The organism is Nostoc sp. DSM 114167, assembly GCF_052692655.1.
The window spans coordinates 6,316,450-6,332,930 of sequence record NZ_CP195116.1 but is presented as its reverse complement, the minus strand read 5'-3'; the positions used below and the strand labels follow the sequence as shown (position 1 = coordinate 6,332,930).

Below are 16,481 nucleotides of genomic sequence, written 5' to 3'. Positions count from 1 at the left end.
TCACTTTCCAGATTAAACAAAAGTTTCGTAAATCAAACAAAAATAGATTCATAAATACGGTTCTGAACTCTCAATTTTCCCTGTTGCTTGACTACTAGCCCTGACAAAAGCAATTCTCTTTCCTCTGAACTATCAACTGCAATAATCTCTCCTTGATGCAAAATTTGACGGTAGAGTTCTAGTAGCCGAACGGATTGTTTACTTTTGAGAAGGCGATCGCGGATGGTTCTAAAATGCTCTGGTTCATCCTGTGATTCCCAATTCTCTATTACCTGAGTTTGCACCAAATTTTCAATCCATTCGGTTTCTCTATTGATAGGGATAGGAGATAAAGAATTGCGGATAAATTTACAGAGCTTTTGAGTCAAAAAGGGTTGGCCATTAGTCCAGGCTAACAATTCTTTTAAAACTGTTTGAGGATTGCTCACTTTCTCGGTCAATCCTTGAAGTAGAGGTTGCGCTTCATGCTCTTTAAACCCTTCCAATTGAATGGTCTGACCGATGTTAAACGGCGTTCTTTGGTGGTCAGTAATTAAGTCCCCAGGGGTAGCTACTCCAAAAAGAGCAAAGGTTAAACGTCTATACTCTGGATTAATGCTACGCTGATTATAGCAAGATCGAATTAGCGCAAAAAAGTCATTAACTGGGAATTTTAAACTTAGGAAAGTATCAATTTCATCAATAAAAATTATCAGGTTTTTAGAGATAGTGTCATCATTTTGAGCAACTTCAACTAGCAGAACTTCTTCAATAAATTGACTTAACCTCTGAACCGGAGAAATATCTCCTTGCTCTTGCCACCAAGTTTTTAGATTAACCTTTCTTAACAAACCAAAACTTCGCCATAGCTCTACTGTTAAGCCTTTGTACCATTGGTCAGGCGTGACGTTTTCGCTACCAATCCGGGTCAAATCGATCGCCCCGCAGCTAAATCCCTCATGCTGGAGATGGTGTATCATACGTACCATCAGGCTTGACTTCCCCATCTGGCGAGGATTGAGAATGTAACAAAACTCCCCGCGCTTCAACGCCTTGTAGAGATAACGGTCTGCTGAACGTACAACATAAGTAGGAGCATCCATCGGCAAACTTCCTCCCACTTGATAGTCAAAAGTGGAGGGTTGTTCAGCACTCTTGAGTAACTCGTTTTCAAACAGCAGTTCGGCTTGGGTGGCTTTGAGAATTTCTAGGGTTTGTGAGAGTTCTTGAGTGCGTTCTGCTACTCTCAGCTCTAGATTTCGGTTATAATCTTCTAACTGTCCGTAGAGACGGGCATTTTCAATGGAGATAGCAGCTTGAGCAGAAAGAATTTTTAAAACCTCAATGCGATCGCTGGTAAATGCATCTGTAGTTAAATTGTTTTCTAGATATAAAATACCGCTTAGTTTGCCTTGATTTAACAAAGGAGTACAGAGAATCGATTTTGGTTGAGTGGCGACGATATAGGGATCGCGGATAAACTGTTCTTCTTCGCTAGCGTTATTAAGAACTACATTTTCTTGAGTACGGACAACATAGTTAACGATCGCAACTGGTAGGATAGGTGTCTGCGTATCGCCATCTATAGAATCAATGGGAAGCGATCGTAGTAGAGTCCCATCATCAGAATCTACTGTCCCTTCAGCTTCGATCGCCCATTTACGATCTTTTTCCAATATCAGAAAGCCTTTTTGGGCACCTCCATTTTCAATTACAGTTTTCATTAACTTAGCCAGCAGTTGGTCTAGTTTTATTTCGCTAGCTAATATTTGAGAGGCTTTAGTAACTGTGACGATATCAAGGGCTTGAGGATTTGTACTAGCAGTAGATTCAGTTGTATTAATGCTTTGATTTTCTTTTCGGTCGTTTATATCCATTAGAAACTGTGGGTACTCTAATTCTAGGGCTTCAGCTTTGGCTTTTGCACCCCAGCGACTGTAACAATGATAGGCATTTTTTAGATAAAGTCGTCCTATCTCTTCTCTACCCAGAAAAAGATAAAATTCTGATGCGCGTTCGTAAGCTATGGCTTCTTCATGAAGAAATTCCGATTTTTTAGCGCCTTTAATTGCTTTTTCATAAAGTTCTTGAGCTTGCCAATTTTGTCCTAATATTCGTGCTTTCTCTGCTTCGACTAAATCGTATTTATTTTGAAAATTAGCGGGGCAATGACCAGCCCATATTTTCATATCCTGCTGGTTTGTTTCTACTTTTTCTAAAATATTTTTTTGTGACTCTAAATTGGAATTATGATAGTGAGCGAGAAAGGAAAGAGAAGAGTAGAAATTATGTTGTGGTAAAGTTACATGTGAGCCAATATTTTCAATATATTTTTCTGCATTAACTGTATTATCAAAAGCTTGGTATATATTTTGGAAAAGATAGTGAGCTATTGTTTTGTTTAAATAGAAAGTAAATAGTAGCCATACGTTGCAAGTTTCAATATACTTTTTGATATTGTTTTCTTCTTCTTGTCGAGAATATCCAATCAATAGAAATTCTTTATTATTAGATTTTACTGTAAAAATAGTAACTACTTTTTGATATATTTCTATATAATCAATTAAATATTTTTGATTACTTTTTTTTAGAAAATTGCTATATTTGATTTCATCATTCTCAACTTGTTTTAAATCATCTCCTCCAAAAAACTTTGTTAAGCAGTAATCTAGAGATACATAACCAGAATAATCATATTCTCCTTTATTAATTCCTTTCTGAAAAGTACTTAGCAATTTATTTCGTGCTGTTTGTTCTTTAAGAAATATTTTCCAATGCCAAATAAATCCATAATATACATGAATAGTTAGAGATTCTGTTTGAGGTATATCAAATTTATTTAGCAACTTGATAGACAACTCTCCAAACTTATATCCATAATTGATATCTTTTATTACTCCACACAGAAGTAGCCCATAAAAACTATAGGTAACAGCAACTTGGGGATAATTTCCATATTTAACACAAATATTAAGTAGAGTTAATATTACTTGAACCAATAACGAAAAGTTTGTAGTAAACGTAGGCGCTATCATCTGCTGTAATATTTGTATAGCTGCTAGTTTGTATTTGTCTACTATTACAGGTAAATTTGCTAAATCTTCATTATTCTTATCTTGAAAGAATGATTTAATACTTTTCTGTTGTTGTTCAATTTTTTCATATATATCAACAGGTTGATTAGAGATATCTATTCCTAGTTTTGATAAAATTGTAAAAGCACTATTTATTGCGCGATTACTATCTAATATGGCAAAATAATACAGTATCTTTATTCTATAAACTTCGACTAAATCGAGAATATTTTTAGCTTGTTTTATAATAGCTTCTGAAAAATATTCAATTTGTTCAAACTTATTATTTAAGTAGAGTAATTCTAAAGTTTCTACATAGATTTCTAAAGTTAATTTATACTGTTGTTCCCAGCTATTTGCTGCTAATAATCTTAAGCAAGTTTCTAAATATCTTAGAGCCGGTTGATAAGCTGTTGATGCTTTCGCCTTTTTCCCAGCTTTAAGATTTAATTTGGCTAAATCATCTCTTTCCGAACGCTCAGTAATTAATTCAACTCCTTCGTTTAGTTGATTGACAATATCAAAAATATTTTCCTCTAATTTATTTTTTTGAGTATTTTCGAGTAAAAGACGACCTATTTGCAGATGAACTGCTTTCTTCTCTTTTTCTGGAATTAAAGTATAGGAAGCTTGCTGAACTCTATCATGCAAAAATTTATAGGGGATATATTTGGGAATTTTGGGAATAAAACTATCAAATATTTCAGAAGTCTCCCTTGATAGTTCTTCCTGATTCCAAAGCAAAGGTATTTTATAGTCATTACTCAAAGGTAAAATCAAACCTGCCTCTAGTGCTGCTTGAAGTTCTCTAGCTGTAGTTATTGGAGATTTATTATTAACCACGGAAAGAACTTCTAAGTTAAATTGATTGCCAATACAAGCAGCTAATTGCAAAACTTTCTGATTTTTTTTATCTAATTTTGCAATTTTAGCAATAGTTAAATCAACAACATTATCAGTATTTTCTACATTTTTAATATCCTCAATATTCCAGTGCCAACATTTTTGATTATAGTCAAATAATAAAAGGTTTTCTCGATACAAAAGATGGAGTAATTGAGTTAAGAAAAAAGGATTTCCTTGAGTTTTATTACTCACTAACTCTGCTAGAGATTTTGATTTATCTATCGATAAATTTAAAATATCGGCAATTAATTGGTTGATATATGGAATTTCTAATGGTTGCAGTAAGATATTATTGACACTAGTACTGTCTTTTTTAATTTGCTCTAAGATTTGTATTAAAGGATGAGTCGCATCGACTTCATTATCTCGGTAAGCCCCAATGAGCAATATATATTGGCTGTCAGCATCAGTTATTAATAACTCAATTAACTTCAGAGATGCTAAATCTGCCCACTGGAGATCGTCTAGAAAGATAACTAAAGGGTGTTCTTTTTTAGTGAAGACGCGAATAAATCTTTGAAAAAATAAATTAAATCGATTTTGAGCTTCAGTTGCTCCTAATTGCTCGACTGGCTGCTGTTTACCAATAATCTGCTCCAATTCAGGGATTACATCGATGATAATCTGAGCATTAGGCTCCAAGGCTGCTAAAAGTTGCTGTTTCCAAGTTTGTAGTCTTGCTTCAGTTTCGGTAAGTAACTGTCGTATTAAGTCTTGAAACGCTAAAGTAATCGCTGCATAAGGAATGTCTCGCTGCAACTGGTCAAATTTTCCGCTAATAAAGTACCCTCGCTGGCGTAATATTGGTTTATGAACTTCATTGACCAAAGCAGATTTACCAATTCCTGAATAACCAGAAACCAGCATCATCTCACTGCTGCCTTGACTGACTCGCTCAAAAGTAGTTAATAGTTGTGTGATTTCTTCTTCTCTACCGTAAAGTTTTTCGGGAATAACAAAGCGATCGCAAATATCTTGAGTTGCTAAATCAAACTCGTCAATTTGCCCTAAACTCTCTAAGCGATATCGCGACAGATTTCCAAGTCAGCTTTGATTCCCCAAGCACTTTGGTATCGTTCTTCTGGGGTTTTTGCCAACAATTTCATCACAATGTCTGAAACGGCTTTAGGTATTGGTTGAGACGGTAAGTTTAACGTTTCTAGAAGTTTATCTGGAGGAACAGGTTGTTGAGCAATATGACAATGAACTAATTTTATAGAATCACTGATAGCAAAAGGTAGTTGATTAGTTAGCAATTCGTAAAAGGTAGCACCTAAGGAATAAAAATCGCTGCGGTAATCTATTCCTCGGTTCATTCTTCCAGTTTGCTCTGGGGCAATATAAGCTAAAGTTCCTTCTAATCGTTCAATATTGCCAACTGTCTGAATTTCCCGAGATAAACGAGTAGAAATGCCAAAGTCGATGATTTTCAGTTGTTCTGTTTCTGGGTTATAGACAATATTAGAGGGGTTAATATCTTTGTGGATAATATTGGCTGCGTGAATAGCAGCCAAACTTTCAGTAATTTTAATAGCAATAGAGATAAATTCTTTGAGAGTAAATTGACGTTGATTGGCTATTAATAGTTTTAAAGATTCACCGCCAAAGTCTTCTAAAAACATGATTAGACTATTTTTATACCGCTGCAAATCATATGCCTTAATAACTCCTTCAGTATTTAAGGAGCGGGTAACTTCATATTCTTGCTTGTATCGAGTTAATTCTGAAGGAGTTGGGTAGTTTTCCTTGAGAATCTTTAAAATAACAGGTTGATTATCAGGTTTGAGAATAGCTCGGTAGACTAATGAATTAGCACTTTCATAGATTTTTTGGCTAATCTGATAATCTGCTTTGATGTTGTCTAGCTGTCGATTCATACGAAGCTTGATAAAATCCTGGAATACTTTTTACACAGGTTTTCCAGGATTTTATCATAGTGTCTCAATTTTAGGCCACAGCAAAGTACCTACTTGAATTTTTATTTTCAATAAGTAACTTTTTAATTAAGTACAACTGAGTGGAATATAGGGATAGGGAGGCTTAAAATAGTCCACGTCCATTAAATATTTGGCATCCTCTACCTTTTCCCCATCCTTTACCTCTTCCTTTCTATAAAAGGGAAAATCACTCATTCCTGGCTCTTCTTTGGCCCACGCCCATTTTTTAATAGCATCTGGATCAGCACCATAAGGTATTGGAGGATAAGGGATAACAATATGATAACCTACCCAAGGTTTTTCATGGTTGATTATAATTTCTTTGATATCACCCTGAAACTTCCCCCAATCTACTTCTAAACTATGCAGCATAGTTATTTCACCTGTACTGAAAATCGGTTGGGAAATTTGGTGGTATTTGTTATTATCTACTCTTTGGTAATATGCTTGCCCAGCTAATAAAAGTGATAAACTAATTCCTTGCCAACTTCTGCTGCTAGGTAAAATTAAAAATCTTGCTTGATCCCGTTTTTCTGAATAATCCTTTAAAGGAGAGTAAAAGGAGTTTTCCGGATCGGGGTAGTCAGGAGGTTCTGCCCCACCATACAGAAAAATCTCTCTAGCTATAAGACCATCTAAAATATCAAAACCATAGTTAGGGTTAATATCCTTTTCATAGTTAATAATATCTTCCCATTCACCAGCAATAAATTTATCCCATAATTCATTCTTTTGTGCTTCTAAATAAGACCACCAAGTTTTAGAAATCAACTGAGATATTTTTCGGCTATATAATAGAGTTCGTATCGGGTGATAAAAATTAGTTATTTCATTTTGTTCAATTTGTTTAGTAATTATTTCATTTTGTTCAAATTTTTTAAATTGAAAGCTAGATAATGCATCGAAAAAACCTTTTGAAAAAACGACTCCTGATGAGGGCAAATATGAAGAAATATTACTGCCATCGCCTTTTTTTGGATAATCTTGAAGCTTGTCTATTGTCTGCTGGTCAAGGGAATACTTATTGAAATTCTCTGATTGAATATTATCAGACCCATTACCTCTTTCTTTCGCTACTATAGTTGTAACTATATTTTTACCTTTTCTCTTTTCTTTATTAGGCTTCCTTACTTCTAATATTTGGTAAACAGTGTTGGCTTTATACCACTGTGCTTCTATTAATTTTGGTTGTTCTCCAGAAGTAATTGTTCCAAATACTTGAGTGTCAATTGCACTTATTGGAGTAAATTCTTGTAAATTGAATACATTTCTTTTTTGAGAATCAATATCAGTTGATGATTTTGAATCAGGTTTCTTTTCAGAATCAATATCAGTTGATGGTTTTGAATCAGGTTTCTTTTCAGAAATGCTCTCAATTAATTGTTTTGCTGTATTCGACCCATTCATTGCATCAGTTAAATCATTTGATCCTTGCGACATTATCTTTTCCTCCTATATAATCTCTAATTCAAGACAAATTGTAAAAACGACAAGGATTATTCCAAAGAATCTTTTGCACAGTTTCTTTCGATAAAGTTTCCTCAAGCTTTACCATCTCTGCAACAATGTTCGGCTTATGATCCATATGCGGATAATCCGAACCAAAAATTAAATTGTCTGTGCCAATATATTCAATCACCTGAGCCAGTAATGGTTCTGAAGGCTCTATGGCAATAAAGCACTGGCGACGAAAATACTCTGATGGCTTGATTTTGACATTATCATTAATTTTATCCTCCCAATGTAAATTTTCGTATTCTTCATCTAGTCGCCACAGCCAGTAAGGAAGCCAGCCACAACCGGACTCCAGAAAAGCCACTTTCAGCTTTGGATGACGTTCTAATACCCCTCCTTCAATCAAGGCTAATAAAGCCATCATCTGTTCCATCGGATGAGAACAAGCATGGGTAGCAAAACGAGTGTTAAATCTTTCTGTTCCAGTAGTTGGCAAACGGCTGTGAGTTCCTTCATGAATGCCTACTGCTATTCCTAGTCGCTCGCATTCTGTCCAAAAAGGCTCGTAAGCGCAGTCGCTCAACAGTCTTCCTTTGACAGGGTTAGGGCGTAAAAACACTGCTGTCCAGCCAAAATCGACAATTTTATGCAATTGATGCACCATTGACTCTGGCGCGTGCAGATTAATTGCTCCTACCCCCTTCAATTTATCTGGAGCGTAACTGCAAAAGTCTTTTAACCAATTGTTATAGGCACGGGTAAAAGCGCCAGCAACTTCCGGTTGCATAGTATCGATTGCCCAAAGCCACAATCCATAAGTTGGATAAAGGAATGCCAGATCGATCCCCATCAGCATCATCTCTTGAACGTGAGACTCGACATTGTAGCTTTGGAAATAAGCATTAGGATGAGCTGACATCATCTGCTTATTCCCCTTATCTCGAACTTGTCTAGAGACTTTTTTTACAATGTCTTCCCCTTGAATTTTCATGTCTGCTGAGGGAGCAAACTGTTTAAATTCTGGTTCGAGATATTCAGTCCACATACTGGGAGGTTCAATAACGTGGCAATCAGCATCAATAATCGAATATCCGTTTAGCATGATCTCTAATCAATCTGGCTCAGAATTGGGAATTGGTGCGTAACGCTACAAATCTGATTACTGCGCTGAAATTTTTTGGTAGCTTCACACATCCTACAGTTTTACATGCCAGTTGCGTCAGCTCTATTTTTATCAAACAATCGGTGAAATCGTCTTGATGGTACTACTACCGCAAGGCGAAAGTCAAAAGTCAAAAGTATTATCGAATGGGCTTTTTAGGGATTTTAACTCGAAAGTGAATCAAGAAAGACCCCTGATTTTGTAGATTATAGTAAGTCCATATATCAAGATTTGGTTTATGCATCTGTTGTGCAAGTTGTATCGTTGTAAATGACATAAAAAACTCCGTACAAATAAAGAAATTGGAAACAGATGCTATAGGCAAGTGGCGGACAATTTTGAATTATAACAGCCTCTGGTCGTTATAATTACAACCTTATAATCAGCCTTTTCAAGGTGTGTTAGAGACTCTACAAGATAGTAAGCCACAGCAACAGAAAACAGCAATATTAAAAAAATGCTATTACGTTTTGTATACCTAAATTAATAGCTTCATCGTTTGTATCAACATATATATCGATTCTGTTACCTTGAATAGCCGTACCTGTATCTAGACTTTTAGCAGAAACTTCTTGTCCATCCCAAAGTCTTAAAGTCAAGTCTGTTAGTAAAGGAATAACGTTTGGATCTACCGCACACTGTAGAGGTGATTGGCCGGCACGTGCTTGTTGCAATGTAACGCCAAACTCACCAGTAGCAGGTGGCTGTACTGTTCCGTCTGGGAGTGTAGATTGTTCTCTACTGTAAAAAGTAGCTTCTAAATTCAATTCAGTAGACATGATTTTCTCCTTAAAAGATTGAGATTTTGTATCAAATTGGTGAATAAAGTCTATCACTTGGAGTGAAAGCACTCTTATCAAGTTAAAACTTAGATATTGACAGAAAGTTGGTGTGGTGCAAGCCCTAGTGTGTGTGCAAACTACATCCGTGAGATGTTAAGAAAAAACGCATTTTGTCAATCAATGTTAGTGGGACGATAAGATTGCCGCAATCGGAACCATAATCTTGCCCTAGTGTTGTAGGTTGGTGATAGCCCACATAACCTTAGTTAGTTATAGTTGCAGAAGGTTAGCCAAGCAAACTAACCTTCTGTATTCCTAGTAACTACTGCTAGTAATAGCTATTTTGCAGATGTTCTAATCAGGAATTTGAAGTACAGTACCAGGTTGTAAACTATTAGGGTTCAGATTGTGATTTGCTGTAGAAATCTTCCCCCATAGATTGCCATCTTTATAAAACTGTTGCGCAATGCTAAATAATGTGTCCCCCGCTTTAACAGTGTATTGTTGTGCCATGTTTTTCTCCTTAAAAAATTGAGATTTGCATCAAATTGCGGTTTTAAAGCTTTTATTCTTTCCTTCAGTTTGTGACACTTGAGGGTGTGGAACGTGAGCTTCAATCGCAGTGAACTACCTTTGATATTAGTTTTTTTCTTAGTCTCTGAAACTCATAAAACTCATCCCAGAACTCATAGAAAAACTCATGAAAAATAAGATCCTTCAGTAAGGAGAACCTCACATCCACATGGGAAAACAATTGAGTCGCTCTTGTGTCAGCGGCTCTGACAACCAACCCATTTTCACCGGAACTTCATAAAGCCGTCCGGGTGCTAACCTTTTCCACATATGGCGCATTCCCGGAACGATTACCTTGGTAACGTGAAGTCCAATATCGGGACGAGTCTGATCTAAAACCAGCATTTCTAAACCTTTGTTCTCAACGATTTGTTGACAGAACTTGACATCTTCGAGTAAATCGTCACTTGCTATTTCGCGATAATCGCCACTGACTTTAGCAGCAATGCTCTTGCTTGGAACTAAATAAGGTTGCTCGCTTAAAGTTGCGGTTTTCCACCAATCTACCGCCAAGCCATCTGCTGACGGGGGATATTCAGTACTTCCATCAGCTTTGGCAAATAAAACATTAGGTAAAATTTGGTTAACTTCAGTCAAGGCTCGACTAATAGCAATCTTGGCATCGAAATGAGCGCCATAACCCAAAACAATATCTTCTACAGAGCGATCGCTTCTTCGAGTCACAGCAGCAAAAACTGGAATATTCAGATCGCTGGTAATATCTAAAACCCAAATTTCTCGATTAATAGTTTGATAATATTGCTTCAGGTTTTGAAAATAAGGCTCGTCGAAACTATCTAAATCCACTTGAGGCTTTTGTAGAGAGTTATACCACCATAACGCGACAGCATCACGCTCTACTAACTCCATAAACCCTTGCAGAATAGCTTCTTCAAGAGTATTACCCGCTGCACATCCATTAGAATCAGCCCAACAGTCGGGTTTATAGGATGGTCGATAGCCATAATAACAGTAAGCCGTTGGCAGATACTTAAACTCTTGATGGGTTAAAGACCAAACGGGAGTCCAGTCAATTTCTCTTTCTTCATTAAAAGGTTCGGGTACTTTTTGAAACCAACCTTGAGATTCAACATTCCATTGCTCTCTATTCTGATATTGCTGTTGGCTGAAGTTCATACAAACATTGGGATGGATCGCTTTGTCCCCCATTTGTTGGTAACTGCCTTTTTCTCTAATTTCATACCCTTGAAACACCCCAGAATATCGCTCGATCGCTTCGCAAAAACCACTAGCCATCGCTTGAGAGTCAGTCCTACCTTTCCCCGCACTTCTACCCCCCAAATTTTGGCGCAAACTAGCTACATCGTCGAAAACACTGAGAAAATGATGTTTAGCAATGTAATTATGAGTTAATCCATTCCCAGGAATTTTATTTAGTTCTCGCACAACACCAGTAATGGGGCTAATATGATGTTGATATTTCCTGAGAGTTTCTTGTGGCGAACAAATACGGTGTCCTCCATCGACAGTAAAGGTTTTCTGGCGGTGTTCTAAAACAACAGGTAGGGGGTTGTTGGTTAACCCATTTACCATCTCTCCACAACTAGAACATTGAGGACGCTTCACCCAGCGATGATTTTGAGTTTGCAGTGCGATCGCATCGTAAGCAATCAAATTGCTTTCTAATTGTTGATTTTCTCCTTGGACAATCCACTTAAACACCTCTGTGGCTACCATTCCTAAAGCGGTTTGTACTGTAGATGACAAAAATCCTAAAGGAGGAATTAAAGGGGAAGAAATTTGCTTCTGTCTCTCAATAAACTCTTCAATCGGTCTATTCTCTCGCAAACGCTGGGCTAAACAGCTCCAACAACCCGTTTTCTGAGGATTAAATAAAGGGCCTATCCAGACTATTGTCCCTGATGGCTTAACAAGTATCCAAGGAGTTTGGGATTTTAAGGCTTGTTGATTGAACTTCTCTAGCTCAACATTGAGATAATCATCGGTTAAAACTACTGTCAAATTACCTTCATCTGCTACTTGAATTTGCAGAGACTCAAGCACAGCAATCAAGTCAGATGCAGCAACTGAACCTAATGCTTTTACTGCTACTTTAGTCGAGCGCAATCTTTGATGAGCTACTGCGGGAGCAATATTAAGATGATGGCAGAAGATTTCTAAGTGCGATGGGAGAGAATTATCTTCTTGAATAAGATAGCCCTTTTGTTGCATTTGTAATAAAGCATATTGGGCTTTAATACTCACATTGAGAACTTCTTGGAAAAAAGTGGTAGCTGACTGTAAAGATTTTGGATCTTGCAGTAGCGACTGTTGAATGGTATCAATAATTTCGTCAATATTGCGATTACCATCGATGAAAGCAACTAAAGTATGAGAAAGATGATCGTTTAACCAGACTTTTCCTCTTTCTGACAAAAAAAAGATATTGTCCGCTTCTATAGTTTGAACAGAATAACAAGGATTAAATTTGATTTTAAGTTCCATTGAGCTTTATTAATTGTTTATTTACTAATTAAAGTGTCATTTTAGTAGAGTTAACTTGTAGTTAATTGTTTTTGATCTTATTCTTTGTTGAAAACATGTTTAGATGTATTTAGTAAATTTAGAAATCAAATTTTGGTACTATCAATGATAGTTGAGAAGCAAAATAGATTTCCGCCCATTGTATTTTAACGGAATTTATAATGAATCTCAGGTAGCTTTTAAATTATTGTTACACAATTTTTATTAAATCATTTCAAAAGGTAATATAAAAGCTCATATAAAAACTCATAACTTTTTATAAAAAGCAATGGAATAACTCAGAGGTTATTTATAAAGTAAATCTAAAAGCGAGGAGAAAAGAGTTCTGATAACGATAAGATACCTTAAACATAGTGTATTTACATAGTTATGTATGGCGCGAAAGTCTTACCTCACAAACTTAACGGATATGGAGTGGGAAATCCTAGCCCCCTTGATTCCACCAGCGAAATTTGGAGGACACCCGCGCACAACTGATATGCGGGAAGTATGCAATGCTATCTACTATCACCTGAAGACAGGATGCCAATGGAATATGCTTCCCTTGGATTTCCCACCCAGCTCAACTGTATACAATTACTACCGCAAATGGCAGCGCTTTGGGGTATGGGAAAAATTAAACCATTCACTGCGCGGTCAGGTTCGCTTAAAATTAGGTAAATCAACACAACCCAGCGCCCTCGCCGCAGACAGTCAGTCAAAACTGACCAAAAAAGGGGGATGTGTACGGTTTTGATGGCGGTAATTCGGCTTGACCCAGAATCAGTTTGGTCAAACTTTAATAGTGTTGGCATGGTAGAGTCTGTCCGTTCATTAGATGGTAAAACAACAGTTGAAACTCGTTATTTTATTAGTAGTCTTGATAATAATGCTCAAAAACTTGCAAATTATGTTCGCAATCATTGGGGGATTGAAAATTCGCTACATTGGGTACTTGATGTAGCATTAAACGAGGATGACTGTCGGATTAGAAAAGATAATGCCCCACCAAATTTTGCAGTATTGCGTCAGATAGCAGTCAATATTTTAGGTCAAGAGAAGCGCGTCAAACTGGGCATCAAAAATAAACAATTTCTCGCAGCAATGGATAATAAATATTTAGAAAAACTTTTAGAATTAGCCTCTAAGTGTTCCAGCAATTATAGGCCCAATACCATTAGAGATACTTAAATAAGATGCGTTCAAACCTAAAGCAGTCCCCTGCTCTTGTGCTTTAGCATTCAGAGAAATTAGTGTATTGATCGTGGGTTGGACTAGAGAGTTGAAGAGACATAGCAATTCGTGGCTGTAACCTAAGCACAGTAATGTTTGGGCTGTGCAACTGGAATTGTAATAATAAATTCTGCTCCCCACCCAGGAGAAGAAACACACTCTAACGAACCACCATGCCGCTCGGTAATAATTTGATAGCTAACCGATAAACCTAGCCCAGCACCTTTACCAACAGCTTTGGTAGTAAAAAAAGGATCAAATAACTTCTGTCTAATTTGTTCGGGAATACCAGGGCCATTATCTACGATCCGAACGATTATTTGTTGAGCATTTATTTTTTGAGTAGAAATGCGAATTTGTGGCTGGTTATGTGATAGTTTCCCTTGAATTAATGAATCTTCTAAAGCATCAACTGCATTAGTCAAGATGTTCATGAATACTTGATTTAGCTGTCTGGCATAGCATTCAATCAAGGGTAACTTGCCATAATCTTTAATTACTTGAATTGGAGGATAATTTACTTTTGTTTTAAATCTGTGTTCTAAAATAATCAAAGCACTGTCAATACCTTGATGGATATCTGCTGCTTTTAACTCAGCTTCATCTAGCCGTGAAAAGGTACGAAGAGAAACCACGATTTGCTGGATGCGTTCAGCACCGAATTGCATTGAAGAGAGTAATTTTGGCAAATCTTCGACTAAAAAATCGAATTCCATCGCCTGAATTGTCTTTTGAATTTCAAGTGCAGGATTAGGATAGTTTATGCGGTAAAGATAAAGTAGATTTAGTAGTTCTTGGATATATTTGTTAGCGTAAGTTAAATTGCCGTAGATAAAATTAACTGGATTATTGATTTCATGGGCAACTCCAGCAACTAATTGACCTAGAGAAGACATTTTCTCACTTTGGATGAGTTGAGCTTGAGTAGTTTGTAATTCTTTGAGCGCTTGTTCTAGTTCTATTGCTTGCTGTTTAAGTTGAGCTTCTGCTTGTTTATGTTCTGTAATGTCGTCTCGAACCACTAGTAAATATTTAGGCTGACCTTGAGAATCAAGAATCGGAACTTTTTTAATCTGTAAAATGCGTGTGTCGCCGCTTTTTGTCCGAATTCTTTCTTCCGGGATCTCTAACAATGTTTTACTATTAAGTGCTTCGCGATCTCGCTGGGTAAAAAAATCAGCCTCTTCCTTGGGAAATAGGTCGTAGTCGTTGTTCCCTAAAATTTCATCGGCACTGACACCAGCTAACTTTTCCGAGGCTCGATTACATAAGATAATTCGCAGATCGACCGCATCTTTGACAAAAACTGCTACAGGCATTGTTTGAATCACAGAATGCAGAAACTGTTGAGCAGTTTGCAGTTGTTCTTCTATCAGTTGGCGCTCATGCAGTGCAGCTTGCTGTTCGCTCTTGTGTTGCTGCTGTAATTGATTAGTATATTCTAGAACTGTCTGGCGGAGTTCAGCATTTTCTGTTTTTAGTTGCTGAAGGCATTGGCGTAAGCTGATTAACTCTTGATTTAACTCTTCGATAGACATACTGATTCACTATTTTTTAGTTTTAGACATTGAGAAAGCTATGTATATCTCAATACAGTGAATTGATTTGTCTATTACCAGAGTAAAGTAATTTGAAAATGCGATAACCATGCGTAGATTTTGTTTTGGTACAGTTGCTCATATCTATAAATTTGCTGGTGAAGAAGTTATCGTTAGAGAATTTGGCCAAATCTACTGTCATGTGAACAGCCTGAGATCATTTTGCCCAAATCGCTATCAAATATTAACTAGTTGTTATATTTGGCTTATTAACGTTCTGACTTGTCCTGTTGAGTCGTAAAACAACGAAATAATAAAGGTTGAGGCTATAATTCATTCTCATAGACTGTATCAACGACAATGTATTATGAAATAAGCAGGCTTTGAGCCAAGTGTTTAGGAAGTGATGTCTGCGACAAGTCGCAAAGTGCCTAAGCATCTCACAGGCAATCCAGCGTCAAGTACTTGGCCCAATGGTTTACAAAAATACAAATGATGGGTTGTATTGGCTGTGGGAAATCGACAGAGCTAGTAAGGTTACAAGTAGAACTAGAAGAGTCAGGTTATCACGTAGTATATTTTGAGTCGAGTGAAGACTTAGAAATGACAGACGTGGACATTGCAGATGTTTTGCTAGCGATCGCCCGTCGTGTGAGCCAAAGCCTGGAGAAAATCATGCTCTCGGAACCGAACAAATTCTATGAATTGCTGCAAGGCGTGTTGAGAGTGCTAGATTCGGAAGTGACAGGGCTAAGGGTAAAAACACCAGTAGGCGATGTTTGTTTCTCAGCAGAAAAAGAGAAATTCTCCTTAGCATTGGGAATTAGTGAAATCACAACTAAAACCAAAAGCGATCCTCAACTGTGGGGGAAACTCAACCAATACCTGGGGCCACAGAAGACCAGACACTGGAGGCGATTAATCGTGAACTCCTAGAGCGCATAGATAACCGGATTAAGCCGTGGGGTCGTCCGCAACAGGTATACTTGTTTGTGGTTCAGGGGGAGTTTTTGACAAAGCTCAACTGCCATTTGGTTTTTACAATGCCGCTGTCGTTAAAATTCTCCGATGATTACGGAACGTTGACCCAGCGTTTCCCGGAAGATCCGAAGGTACTGCCGATGGTTCCAGTGCAATGGCCAGATGGCAATGTCGGGCGAGGTTGTGTATGTGCCAGATGACTAGGCTGTGCCATTGCAGAAGATGATGCGGCGGTTTCCCCGCGATCAGTAATACCAATTCTTCTTTCATTAGGCAACAGATCTTTCTCTTGAAAGTGCTACTAATTTAAGTTTATTAATTCCGAATTCGATTTTATATAAGCCTTGAGAAAGTTTCGTCAACCCTGTGGGCTTGCT

Annotated in this window: 8 protein-coding genes and 3 pseudogenes; 3 read left to right on the top strand and 8 right to left on the bottom strand. The window is 37.2% G+C overall.

What is annotated here, in order from left to right; translation table 11 throughout:
• Positions 1–32: 32 nt before the first annotated feature.
• The 7 genes from NSTC731_RS26850 to NSTC731_RS26820 form a co-directional block, all read right to left on the bottom strand.
• Positions 33–4,880, bottom strand: coding sequence for an AAA family ATPase (locus tag NSTC731_RS26850; protein WP_445632174.1), 4,848 nt, complete (start codon positions 4,878–4,880; stop codon positions 33–35).
• 95 nt (positions 4,881–4,975) lie between these two features.
• The gene (locus NSTC731_RS26845) at positions 4,976–5,836 is read right to left on the bottom strand and encodes a serine/threonine protein kinase (protein WP_445627610.1); all 861 of its coding nucleotides are present in this window, start codon (positions 5,834–5,836) and stop codon (positions 4,976–4,978) included.
• 126 nt (positions 5,837–5,962) lie between these two features.
• On the bottom strand, positions 5,963–7,336 hold the full coding sequence (locus NSTC731_RS26840) for a hypothetical protein (RefSeq protein WP_445627609.1): 1,374 nt from the start codon (positions 7,334–7,336) through the stop codon (positions 5,963–5,965).
• A gap of 28 nt (positions 7,337–7,364) precedes the next feature.
• A complete protein-coding gene (locus tag NSTC731_RS26835) occupies positions 7,365–8,453 on the bottom strand; it encodes an amidohydrolase family protein (RefSeq protein WP_445627608.1) in 1,089 nt (362 codons plus the stop codon).
• Between the two features lie 509 nt (positions 8,454–8,962).
• Positions 8,963–9,292 carry a 3D domain-containing protein gene (locus NSTC731_RS26830; RefSeq protein WP_445627607.1) on the bottom strand — a complete coding sequence of 110 codons (330 nt, stop codon included), beginning with the start codon at positions 9,290–9,292 and terminating at the stop codon, positions 8,963–8,965.
• 357 nt (positions 9,293–9,649) lie between these two features.
• On the bottom strand, positions 9,650–9,808 hold the full coding sequence (locus NSTC731_RS26825; RefSeq protein WP_445627606.1) for a LysM peptidoglycan-binding domain-containing protein: 159 nt from the start codon (positions 9,806–9,808) through the stop codon (positions 9,650–9,652).
• A 219-nt stretch (positions 9,809–10,027) separates the two neighbouring features.
• A complete protein-coding gene (locus NSTC731_RS26820; protein ID WP_445627605.1) occupies positions 10,028–12,334 on the bottom strand; it encodes a TOMM precursor leader peptide-binding protein in 2,307 nt (768 codons plus the stop codon).
• Between the two features lie 412 nt (positions 12,335–12,746).
• On the opposite strand from NSTC731_RS26820, the pseudogene NSTC731_RS26815 reads away from it, so the two are divergent.
• Positions 12,747–13,113: pseudogene (locus NSTC731_RS26815) on the top strand (IS5 family transposase); the annotation flags it as partial.
• A 34-nt stretch (positions 13,114–13,147) separates the two neighbouring features.
• Positions 13,148–13,543 (top strand): annotated as a pseudogene (locus NSTC731_RS26810) (ISAs1 family transposase); the annotation flags it as partial.
• Positions 13,544–13,665: 122 nt separating this feature from the next.
• On the opposite strand, the gene NSTC731_RS26805 reads toward NSTC731_RS26810, so the two are convergent.
• On the bottom strand, positions 13,666–15,123 hold the full coding sequence (locus NSTC731_RS26805) for a sensor histidine kinase (protein WP_445627604.1): 1,458 nt from the start codon (positions 15,121–15,123) through the stop codon (positions 13,666–13,668).
• 498 nt (positions 15,124–15,621) lie between these two features.
• On the opposite strand from NSTC731_RS26805, the pseudogene NSTC731_RS26800 reads away from it, so the two are divergent.
• A pseudogene (locus NSTC731_RS26800) lies at positions 15,622–16,277 on the top strand (ATP-binding protein); the annotation flags it as partial.
• Between the last annotated feature and the right edge of the window lie 204 nt (positions 16,278–16,481).